The organism is Aeromicrobium sp. (assembly GCF_014378035.1).
Taxonomy (GTDB): domain Bacteria; phylum Actinomycetota; class Actinomycetes; order Propionibacteriales; family Nocardioidaceae; genus Aeromicrobium.
Genome location: NZ_JACMOM010000260.1, coordinates 1 through 10,452, shown reverse-complemented (window position 1 = coordinate 10,452; position 10,452 = coordinate 1). Strand labels below are relative to the sequence as shown.

The following is a 10,452-nucleotide window of genomic DNA, read 5'->3' as shown; positions in this document are numbered from 1 at the left end:
GCCGAGCAGGGCATTGCCGCCGTAGCTGGATCCGTACGACCAGATCATGCGCTCCTCGGGGAACTGCACGATGTACTTGGTGTCGTTGCACGGCCAGGCAACATCGTCCTGACCGGCCGCCAGGGGAGCGCCGATGGAGTGCAGCGCCGGCACGTAGTCGACAGTGCCGTCCTCGATGGCGTTGAGGACGCCGCGGCCGATGCGCGCCATGACGGTCATCGACACGACGACGTAGGGGGAGTCGGTGATCTCGACGCCGAACATCGGGTGCTCGGCGTCGACCCTGCCCATCACGAACGGGATCACGTACATCGTGCGGCCCCGCATCGAACCCCGGTAGAGCTTCGTCATGAGGTCCTTCATCTCCGACGGCTCCATCCAGTTGTTCGTCGGGCCGCTGTCGGCCTCGTCGACACTGCAGATGTAGGTGCGGTCCTCGACCCGGGCGACGTCGCTGGGGTTGGACGCGCACCAGAACGAGTTGGGCTTCTTCTGCTCGTCGAGGCGCACGAACGTCCCGGCGGAAACGAGTCCGTCGGTGAGCGCCACCCACTCCTCGGGAGTGCCGTCGCACCAGTGGATCTGGTCGGGCCCGGTGAGCCTCGCCACCTCGTCGACCCACCGCTGGAGCGGTCCGTGGCTCGTTCGGTAGTTGGTCTTCACGCTGTCTGCGACCATCATCGGTTCCTTCTGCTAGCGGCGGGCATCGGCTCTAGACTACGTCATGTGAAGAGTTTTTCATCTGATGTATTGTAGGTAACATCAATCACACGGATTCAATCATGTCGAAGCTGCGAGGTGGAAGATGACGTCAAACGTCCCTCTGTACCAGGCAAAAGCCGAGCTTTTCCGTACCCTCGGTCACCCAGTCCGCATCAGGGTCCTCGAGCTCCTTCAGGGTGGACCGCGCCAGGTGAGTGACCTGCTCGCCTCCATCGAGGTCGAGTCTTCCAACCTGTCGCAGCAGCTTGCCGTGCTCCGCCGGGCCGGGCTCGTGACCTCCTCGCGCGAAGGTTCCGCCGTGTTCTACACGCTGAGCACGCCCGATGTGGCCAACCTGCTCCTCTACGGACGCCGGATCCTGGCTGACATGTGGTCCGATCGAGGCACGATGGTGGCCGAGTTGCGCGAATCGGTCGCCACGGTGTGAACCTGAACAGACCCAGGGCATCGTCCGCCGCCGCCTTCCTGCTGGCAGCCCGAACACGCACCATCGACCTTCTGCCCAGGCGGGCAGACGTCGCCGCAGCCGGCAGGGACCCCCGACGCGACTTGCTCGCAGGCCTCACCGTCGCGATCGTCGCGCTACCACTCGCGCTCGCCTTTGGCGTTGCCTCGGGGCTCGGAGCGCAGGCCGGTCTCGCCACCGCGGTCGTCGCCGGCATCGTCGCCGCCGTGTTCGGCGGCTCGAACCTGCAGGTCTCGGGCCCCACCGGCGCGATGACGGTGGTTCTCGTCCCGGTCGTCCACCAGTACGGGGTGTCGGCTGTGCTGATGGTCGGGTTCATGGCCGGGCTGGTCCTGGTCGTGATGGCCGTGGCGAAGCTGGGTCGCTGGGTCAGGTTCCTGCCGGTCTCGGTCATCGAAGGATTCACCGCCGGCATCGCGGTCGTCATCGCTCTGCAGCAGGTCCCGTCCGCGCTGGGTGTCTCGGACGCTTCGGGCGACCGGGTGTGGGCGGGCGCCGTCGACGCCGTGGTCCGCTACGTCCAGCACCCTTCGATCGCCTCTCCTCTGGCCGCGCTGGCGGTCGTTGCGGTGATGCTGATCGGCGCGCGATGGCGCCCGGGTGTGCCGTTCTCTCTGCTGGGCATCGCGGCGGTGACGCTGCTCGCGCAGGTCGCCGACCTCGGTCTGACACCGCTCGGCAACCTCCCCGGCAGCCTGCCCGCCCCCTCTCTCGGCTTCATCGACGTCGGTGCGGTCGGGGCACTGATGACGTCTGCGCTCGCCATTGCGGCACTGGCCGCGCTCGAGAGCCTGCTCTGCGCCACCGTGGCCGACGGCATGAGCGCCAACGAGCAGCACGACCCGGACCGCGAGCTCTTCGGACAGGGGCTTGCCAATGTCGCCGCTTCGGTGTTCGGCGGGGTGCCGGCGACGGCTGCCATCGCCCGGACGGCCGTCAACGTCCGCGCGGGCGCCCGATCTCGGATGGCCGCAATCACGCACTCGCTCGTGCTGCTGGTGGTGATCTTCGCCGCGGCCCCGCTGGTCTCGAAGATCCCGCTCGCGGCGCTCGCTGGGGTGCTGTTCGCGACGTGCATCAGGATGGTCGAGGCCGGTTCGATCCGCACGCTCATGCGGTCCAGTCGCTCAGACGCACTGATCGTCGGGCTGACGTTCACCGTCACGGTGGCGATCGATCTCGTCACGGCCGTCGGGGTGGGCGTCGCCGTGGCCGTCCTTCTCGCCCTCCGGTCGGTGGCGCGAACGGCGCGCATCGACAAGGTGCCCCTCGAGGTCGGTGACTATGCGGTCGAGGAGCACGAGCTCCTCAGCGAACACATCGTCGCCTACCGGCTCGACGGACCCCTGTTCTTCGCCGCCGCCCACCGTCTCCTGCTCGAGCTGCCCGAGATCGCCAACGTCAAGGTCGTCATCCTGCGCATGTCGAGGGTGACCACGATGGACTCGACCGGTGCGCGGCTGCTCGGTGATGCGATCACGAAGCTCGAGCATCGCGGAATCATCGTCCTGCTGTCGGGGATCGTTCCCCATCACGACGGAGTCCTCGCCTCCCTCGGCATCGGCGACAAGCTGCGCAGTGAGGGGCGGGTCTTCGGCGAGACTCCGTCAGCGATCGCGCACGCACGGGAGCTTCTCGGCGCGAATCATCTGACGTCGCTCGCCTCACGCCGCGCGTCCTCGGGTGAACCGTCAATAAATGGACGAGCACTCTTCATCCCCGACCTGAAAGACAACGATCGGCTGACTCGTGGGCTGGTGCAGGGCGAGCAGGCCAGAGAGCTCCTGGCCCGCTCGCTCCGTCGCCACGGCGACTGAGCTCTGCCGCTCGAGCCGCCGGCGCTGTTCTCCGTGCGGACGGTGATGGTGCCCGGGTCCGATCGCCTGATCGAAGAGAGCGCGCGTTCTCTGTGCGGAGGCACACGCAGAGAACCTTCGTTCTCCTCGCAAGCCCAGGTGGAGCAAGCCGTTGTACCCGGGCAGTGACGGCGAAGGTGGGGGAGGATCGAATCATGACCCAGATGGATGGTCGACCCGTTGTCGTGCTCCTGTCCGACGAAAAGGCGCGCGAGCGTGTCGTGAGGGCTGCTGACCGGCTGTTCTACGCGCGAGGCATCCAGGCGGTGGGCATGGACGCCCTGCGGACCGAGTCGGGCGTGTCACTCAAGCGTCTCTATCGGATCTTCGCGTCGAAGGAGGCCGTCGTGGAGGAGGTGCTCGGCCGCCGACACGTGATGTGGGTCAACGGCCTCGCCGCCGCGACGGACGAGGTGGGCTCGCCGCGCGACCGTCTCCTTGCGATCTTCGACTTCTTGGGGACGTGGTTCGAGGAGGACGACTTTCGGGGCTGCGCCTTCATCAACTCCTTCGGGGAGATGGGCGGCACCACCGACTCGCTGGCGGAGATCGTCCGATCACACAAGGCCGGTTTCCAGGACTATGTCGCCGGACTCGTGGCGGAGGCGGGTGCTCCCGAGTGGCTGGCACCTCAGCTGGCCGTCGTCGCCGAAGGTGCGCAGACCACCGCGGCGATCGCCGGCGACCCGGAGTTCGCCCGGCACGCCAGGCGAGCCGCCGAGACGTTGATTGACGCTGCCATGCATGTTCGCGCGCCCGAAGGGGTCACCACCGCGATGCCGTGACACGTCCGGGTCGAGCACGCTGACGCGCGACGAGTCGACTGACGGGGTCGGCATCGACGGCAACCTCCCCGGCGGCGAATATCCGCGCCTCGAGCTGATCGGGCTGGCGTGGCCGATCAGCCCGTCCTCGGACTGGCCGACGCTTGCGATGCGTCAGGACGAGCTGAGCAGCAGCTCCCGCGCCTGACGGGGCGTCATCGGCTCACAGCCGTGGACGACGGCCTCGGCGACGATGCGGGGCTCGTCCTGCATGAGCCGCCAACCGCGACGCACCAGGACCCACGGCGGCTTGCGGCCCTCCCGGAGGTCACGGGTGAGTCGCAGGCCGAACGTGGGCACGCGATGACGGGTCAGGCAGATCGCCGCATCGAGCAGTCCGGCATCGCGGCACGCGTCGACGATGACGGGAGCGAAGAGTCCCTCGGCGATGAAACGCCCCCCGGGAGCCGCCAGTGTCTGCGTCCCGGTACGTGCGCTGGTCGTGATGTCGTAGACGGGAACCTCGACCCGACCTGAGGCGCACAGCTCGGCGATGGCGCCCACCGCGTTGACCGAGTCCCACGAGGACGGGTGGTCCCAGTCGACGATGCCGAGCGTCGAGAGGGGCATGCCTGCCGCGTCGGCGTCGCGGTAGAAGTCATCGAGTCGCAGCACCGGCCAACCGAGCCTCGCCGCGAGATGGGACTTGCCAGACCCTGACGGCCCGGCGAGGATCACGACGCCCACTAGACGCCGATGGGGTGCCATACGGTCTTCGTCTCGACGAATGCTTCGAGACGCGTCAGTGTCGGCTCGTCGAGCCAGTCGACCGCGGAGGTCGGAGCGCGCAGCACACGCTTGAGGTTGTCGGCCGCGGCCACCTCGAGAGAGACCGCGAGGTCTGGATCGTCGACGCCGGCGAGGTCGAGGCCGTTGACGTCCATGTGCGACGCCAGCCACGGTGCGATCTCGGCCGCCGTGCCGGTGAGGATGTTGACGACCCCGCCGGGCAGGTCGGAGGTCGCCATGATCTCGGCCAGTGTCACGGCCGGCACGGGGTGCTGCTCGCTGGCGATGACGACGACGGTGTTGCCCGTCGCGATGGCGGGAGCGATGACGGAGACCAGCCCGAGCAGCGGACCGCGTGGAGCCACGATGGCGACGACTCCGGTCGGCTCGGGGGTGGACAGGTTGAAGTACGGACCCGACACCGCATTGGCGTTGCCGAGGGCCTGGACGTACTTGTCGGCCCACCCGGCGTACCAGACGACACGGTCGATCGCGGCGTCGACGTACGTGATCGCCTTCTTCTCGGTGAGGCCCTCGGCCTGGCGCAGCTGTGAGATGAGCTGGTCTCGGCGACCCTCCATGACCTCAGCGATGCGGTAGACAACCTGGCCGCGGTTGTACGGCGTTCGCGTCGACCAGCCGCCGAACGCCTTGCGGGCAGCCTGCACCGCATCGCGGCCGTCCTTGCGCGAGGCAAGAGCCATGTTCGCGATGAACCCGCCGGTGGCATCGACCGCTTCGAAGGTGCGGCCCGACTCCGAGCGGGGGAAGGCTCCGCCGATGTACAGCTTGTGGGTCTTGCGGACGTCGATGCGGGTCATGCGCTGGCTCCCTGCAGGTAGGCGGCGAGGCCGTGGCGGCCACCCTCGCGGCCGTAGCCGGACTCCTTGTAACCGCCGAAGGGCGATGCCGGGTCGAAGACGTTGAACGTGTTGGCCCACACCACTCCGGCGCGGAGCTGGCTGGCCATCGACAGGATGAGTGAGCCCTTCTCGGTCCACACGCCCGCCGACAGGCCGTACGGGGTGTTGTTGGCCTTCTCGACCGCCTCCGCGGGGGTGCGGAACGTCAGCACCGACAGCACCGGCCCGAAGATCTCCTCGCGGGCGATGCGATGTGCCTGCGTGACGCCGGTGAAGATCGTCGGGGCGAACCAGAAGCCCTCGTCGGGAATCTCGCAGGGGGCGGACCAGCGCTCGGCCCCCTCGGCGTCGCCGATGTCGGACAGCGCGGTGATGCGGGCGAGCTGCTCGGCGGAGTTGATGGCGCCGATGTCGGTGTTCTTGTCGAGCGGGTCGCCCATGCGCAACGTCGTCATGCGGCGCTTGAGCCGCTCGAGCACCTCATCGTGGATGCTCTCCTGCACCAGGAGGCGGGACCCGGCGCAGCAGACGTGGCCCTGGTTGAAGAAGATGCCGCCGACGATGCCCTCGATGGCCTGATCGAGCGGCGCGTCGTCGAACACGATGTTGGCGGCCTTGCCACCGAGCTCGAGGGTGACCTTCTTGCGGGTGCCGGCGACAGCACGGGCGATGGCCTTGCCGACCTCGGTCGACCCCGTGAACGCGACCTTGTCGACGTCGGGGTGCTCGACGAGTGCCTGGCCCGTGGTGCCAGAGCCGGTGATGATGTTGACGACGCCCGGCGGCAGCTCGGCCTGCTGGCACACCACGGCGAACAGCAGCGCCGTGAGCGGAGTGGTCTCGGCCGGCTTGAGGACGACGGTGTTGCCCGCCGCCAGCGCGGGTGCGATCTTCCACGCCAGCATCATGATCGGGAAGTTCCAGGGGATGACCTGGCCGGAGACGCCGAGGGCCCGAGGGTCAGGACCGAGCCCCGCATGCCCGAGCTTGTCGGCCCACCCCGCGTAGTAGAAGAACCACTGCGAGACCAGCGGAAGGTCGATGTCGCGCGACTCCTTGATGGGCTTGCCGTTGTCGAGCGACTCGAGCACCGCGAACTCCCTCGAGCGCTCTGCCATGATGCGGGCTATGCGGTAGAGGTACTTCGCCCGCTCGCTGCCGGGCATCGTCGACCAGACCTTGTCGTAGGCCTTGCGCGCCGCCCTGACCGCTGCGTCGACGTCGTCAGCCGTCGCCTCGGTGACCTCGGCGAGAACCTCCTCGGTCGAGGGGCTGATCGACGCGAACGATCCACCCTTGCCCTCGACGATCCTTCCGCCGATGAAGAGCCCGTACGAGCTCTTGATGTCGACGATCGCGCGTGACTCAAGCGCCGGCGCGTACTCGAACTTTCCTGCAGCAGTCATGATCAGTCCAGGGTGACGTAGTCGGGGCCGGAGTAACGGCCGGTGGCCATCTTCTGGCGTTGGAGCAAGAGGTCGTTGAGAAGGCTCGACGCACCGAAGCGGAACCACTCGGGGTCGAGCCAGTCGTCGCCAACGATCTCGTTGACCATGACGAGGTACTTGATCGCGTCCTTGGAGGTGCGGATGCCACCAGCCGGCTTGACGCCCACCTGGCGCCCGGTCTCGGCCCGGAAGTCCCGCACGGCCTCGAGCATCACGAGGGTGACGGGAAGCGTCGCGGCGGGCTGCACCTTGCCGGTGCTCGTCTTGATGAAGTCGGCGCCGGCCATCATGGCGAGCCACGAAGCCTTGCGGACGTTGTCGTAGGTCTGCAGCTCACCAGTCTCGAAGATGACCTTCAGGTGGGCGTGGGTGCCGTCGCCGCGCACGCACATCTCCTTGGTGGCGACGATCTCGTCGAAGACCAGCTGGAAGTCGCCCGCGAGGAACGCCCCGCGGTCGATGACCATGTCGATCTCGTCGGCTCCGGCGGCCACGGCATCACGGACGTCGGCGAGCTTGACCTCCAGCGAGGCCCGTCCGGACGGAAAGGCCGTGGCGACGCTCGCGACCTTGAGCGTGCCAGCACGGCCTGAGCCGGTGGCGAGGGTCTGCTTCGCGACGGCGACCATGTCGGGATAGACGCAGACCGCGGCCGCGGACGGGCAGGTCGAGTCGGTGGGGTCGGGGTGCATGGCCTTGTTCGCAAGCGCCCGCACCTTGCCGGGGGTGTCGGAGCCCTCGAGCGTGGTGAGGTCGACCATCGAGATGGCGAGGTCGATGGCCCACTGCTTGGACGTGGTCTTGATCGACCGGGTGCCGAGACCCGCGGCACGGGCCTCGAGTCCGACCTGGTCGACGCCCGGCAGCCCGCCGAGAATCGTGCGCAATGACGCGGTGGCGCCCGTCACGTGGCCTCCTCCTGGAGTCGCGGCCACGTCGTCGGGGCCACGACGGTCAAGGCTATGCCCTCGGGCGGGCACCGGGGGACTCCCGGGTTGCGGCGGAGAGGAGGTTCACCGAGTTGTCACCGTTTCGGCAGCAACCAACTGTTGACAGATGTGGAGCGGCGCGGTCTTCTGGTGCCTCAGCGAGTTCCGGAGATGTCCTCGGGGCGGTGCGCTGACATCGGGGGATGGACCACAGGGGTCGCTAACCGTTCTGTTGTTCGAAGGACTTTCTCAGTGATTTCCATGTCCCGCCGCCTTGCCGCCGTGATCACCGCCGCCCTCCTCGGAGGTCCGCTGCTGGCGGTTGCTCCGGCCCATGCCGCTGACGATGTGACCCTCAACCTCATCGGCATCAACGACTTCCACGGCCGCATCGACGCGAACACCGTGAAGTTCGCCGGCACCGTGGAGCAGCTTCGGCAGGACGGCGGCGACGCCAACTCCCTGCTCATCTCCGCAGGCGACAACGTCAGCGCCTCGCTGTTCGCCTCCGCGGCGCAGGGTGACATCCCGACGATCGATGTCCTCAACGCGCTCGACCTCGATGCTTCGGCGGCCGGCAACCACGAGCTCGACAAGGGAGCCGACGACCTCACCGGCAGGCTCTCCGACGCTGCCGACTTCCCGTTCCTCTCGGCGAACATCTTCAAGGCCGACAGCTCACCCCTCCTCGAGAAGTACAAGATCTTCACGGTGGCGGGCGTGGACGTCGCCGTGGTCGGCGCGGTCACCGAGGAGACGTCGTCGCTCGTGAGCCCGGGCGGCATCCAGGGGCTCACCTTCACCGACCCCACCGAGGCGATCAACGACACCGTCGACGAGCTCGACGCGCTGGCAGACCCGCCCGACGTCATCGTGGCCTCGATCCACGAGGGTGCACCCGACGGCGCCAAGACATATCAGCAGAACATCGACAACAGCCCGGTCTTCAAGGAGATCATGGAGAACACCGACCCCAAGGTCGATGCCATCTTCATGGGCCACACGCACCAGGCCTACGCCTACGACGCGCCCATCCCCGGCGAGCCCATCAAGACCCGGCCCGTGCTGCAGACCGGCAACTACGGTGGCAACGTCGGTCAGATCGAGCTGACGTTCGACAAGGCCTCCGGCACCGTCACGAGCTACACCAAGAAGAACCAGGCCCGGACGATTGCGGCCGACTCCGTCCTCACGTCGACCTTCCCGCGCGTCGCCGCGGTCAAGCCCATCGTCGACGACGCGCTCGCGTTCGCTGCCGTCAAGGGCAACGAGCCGATCGGTGAGCAGACCGCTGACATCACCACCGCCTTCAACGCCGGCGGCCGCGACGATCGTGCCAGTGAGTCGACGCTCGGCAACCTCGTTGCCGACGCCCTGCTGTCCAAGATCTCCGACTCGCCGTCGGGTGCCGACATCGGCGTCGTCAACCCAGGTGGTCTGCGGGCGGACCTGCTCTACGCAGGCACGAGCGACACCAACGGCGACGGAGTCATCACGTTCGCCGAGGCCAGCTCGGTGCTGCCGTTCTTCAACAACCTCAGCACCGTGTCGCTGACAGGGGCCTCGTTCAGGAAGGTTCTCGAGCAGCAGTGGCAGCGCACCGCGGACAACACCATCCCCTCGCGGTCCTACCTGCAGCTCGGCCTGTCGAAGAATGTCCGCTACACCTTCGATCCTGCACGTCCCGAGGGCAGTCGCATCACCTCGATATCGATCAACGGCCACCCCTATGACCCGGCCGCGGAGTACAAGGTCGGGACGTTCGCGTTCCTCGGCACCGGCGGTGACAACTTCCGGGCCTTCACCGAGGGCACGTCGGTCGACTCCGGTCTCGTCGACTACCAGGCGTTCGTCGACTATCTGAGCGACAACGGGCCGGTGTCGCCGGACTACGCCCGGCGATCGGTGCAGGTCAACGGCGTCAAGTCCGCCTACGGGTCCGGCGCGAGCGTGACCTTCTCGCTGCCCAAGCTCGACCTGACGTCGCTCGGAAGCCAGAAGAACACCTCGGTGTCGGCAAGGCTCCTGTACGGCGCGGGCCAGAGCAGGAGGCTCGGGTCGAAGGGCGTGACGGCAGGTGCCAGTGCTCCGTTCACGTTCCAGCTCCCCGCGGGGGAGGTCGGCTCGATGAACATCGAGACCACGGCGTTTCCGACCGGCACGAAGGCGAGCATCCCGCTGCTCGTCAAGAAGGCCGCGACCGTCACGGCCGCGAGCACGGGGGCCGTGTTCGGTGACGATGCCACGGTCGACGTCACTGTCACCGGGTCCGGCGGCAGCTCGTCGGGCACGGTCACGCTGTCCAAGGGAGCCACGCAGCTTGGCCAGAAGACCCTCTCGGGCGCAGACACCGCGTCGTTCACGGTTGACACCGAGGGCCTCGGCGCCGGAGCGAACGAGCTGACGATCGCCTACAGCGGCGATGCGGACTTCGGTCCGGGGTCGGGCACGACGACACTCACCGTGGCCAAGGCCTCGACGTCGGTGCAGGCTGACGACCCGGCGGCGGCTCCCGTCGCCGGGACGTTCGTCGTCGGGGCGGGCGTCGCCTCCGCCCCCCCGGCGGCGCCGGCCCCGCCCCGGGCGGGCACCGCGGGGGGGGGCCCCCGGGCGG

The 10,452-nt window shown here is 67.9% G+C and carries 9 protein-coding genes and 1 pseudogene; 5 read left to right on the top strand and 5 right to left on the bottom strand.

Going from position 1 to position 10,452, the window contains the following annotated elements:
* Positions 1 to 681, bottom strand: a pseudogene (locus H7290_RS13660) (phosphoenolpyruvate carboxykinase); the annotation flags it as partial.
* A 124-nt stretch (positions 682 to 805) separates the two neighbouring features.
* Between H7290_RS13660 and H7290_RS13655 the strand changes: the two are divergent.
* The 4 genes from H7290_RS13655 to H7290_RS13640 all read left to right on the top strand — a co-directional run bounded on the left by H7290_RS13655 (position 806) and on the right by H7290_RS13640 (position 4,017).
* A complete protein-coding gene (locus H7290_RS13655) occupies positions 806 to 1,150 on the top strand; it encodes a metalloregulator ArsR/SmtB family transcription factor (RefSeq protein WP_290514565.1) in 345 nt (114 codons plus the stop codon).
* Positions 1,147 to 3,006, top strand: coding sequence for a SulP family inorganic anion transporter (locus H7290_RS13650; RefSeq protein WP_290514564.1), 1,860 nt, complete (start codon positions 1,147 to 1,149; stop codon positions 3,004 to 3,006). The genes H7290_RS13655 and H7290_RS13650 overlap by 4 nt, the downstream gene beginning before the upstream one ends.
* Before the next feature lie 194 nt (positions 3,007 to 3,200).
* A complete protein-coding gene (locus H7290_RS13645; RefSeq protein WP_290514563.1) occupies positions 3,201 to 3,830 on the top strand; it encodes a TetR/AcrR family transcriptional regulator in 630 nt (209 codons plus the stop codon).
* On the top strand, positions 3,790 to 4,017 hold the full coding sequence (locus H7290_RS13640; RefSeq protein ID WP_290514562.1) for a hypothetical protein: 228 nt from the start codon (positions 3,790 to 3,792) through the stop codon (positions 4,015 to 4,017). Before H7290_RS13645 ends, H7290_RS13640 begins: the two co-directional genes overlap by 41 nt.
* On the opposite strand, the gene H7290_RS13635 is transcribed toward H7290_RS13640, so the two are convergent.
* Genes H7290_RS13635 through deoC form a run of 4 tightly spaced genes read right to left on the bottom strand, consistent with a single transcriptional unit; the run spans position 3,984 to position 7,817 of the window.
* Entirely contained in the window at positions 3,984 to 4,547 is a 564-nt protein-coding gene (locus tag H7290_RS13635) for an ATP-binding protein (RefSeq protein WP_290514561.1), read from the bottom strand. The genes H7290_RS13640 and H7290_RS13635 overlap by 34 nt on opposite strands.
* A gap of 8 nt (positions 4,548 to 4,555) precedes the next feature.
* Positions 4,556 to 5,419 (bottom strand): aldehyde dehydrogenase family protein, encoded by an 864-nt coding sequence (locus H7290_RS13630; RefSeq protein ID WP_290514560.1) that lies wholly within the window; start codon positions 5,417 to 5,419, stop codon positions 4,556 to 4,558.
* Positions 5,416 to 6,867 carry an aldehyde dehydrogenase family protein gene (locus H7290_RS13625; protein WP_290514559.1) on the bottom strand — a complete coding sequence of 484 codons (1,452 nt, stop codon included), beginning with the start codon at positions 6,865 to 6,867 and terminating at the stop codon, positions 5,416 to 5,418. The genes H7290_RS13630 and H7290_RS13625 overlap by 4 nt, the downstream gene beginning before the upstream one ends.
* 2 nt (positions 6,868 to 6,869) lie before the next feature.
* Complete coding sequence (deoC, locus tag H7290_RS13620) at positions 6,870 to 7,817, bottom strand: deoxyribose-phosphate aldolase (protein ID WP_290514558.1); 948 nt, start codon at positions 7,815 to 7,817, stop codon at positions 6,870 to 6,872.
* A gap of 282 nt (positions 7,818 to 8,099) precedes the next feature.
* Here deoC and H7290_RS13615 point away from each other — a divergent pair.
* Positions 8,100 to 10,452: 5'-nucleotidase C-terminal domain-containing protein (locus H7290_RS13615; RefSeq protein WP_290514566.1), on the top strand; the 2,353-nt coding region annotated here is incomplete at its 3' end.

Bases quoted from the DNA above. Each gene is read 5' to 3' on its own strand.
- H7290_RS13655 (WP_290514565.1), top strand. From the start codon at position 806: ATGACGTCAAACGTCCCTCTGTACCAGGCAAAAGCCGAGCTTTTCCGT.
- H7290_RS13645 (WP_290514563.1), top strand. From the start codon at position 3,201: ATGACCCAGATGGATGGTCGACCCGTTGTCGTGCTCCTGTCCGACGAA.
- H7290_RS13640 (WP_290514562.1), top strand. From the start codon at position 3,790: ATGTTCGCGCGCCCGAAGGGGTCACCACCGCGATGCCGTGACACGTCC.
- H7290_RS13630 (WP_290514560.1), bottom strand. From the start codon at position 5,419: ATGACCCGCATCGACGTCCGCAAGACCCACAAGCTGTACATCGGCGGA.
- H7290_RS13625 (WP_290514559.1), bottom strand. From the start codon at position 6,867: ATGACTGCTGCAGGAAAGTTCGAGTACGCGCCGGCGCTTGAGTCACGC.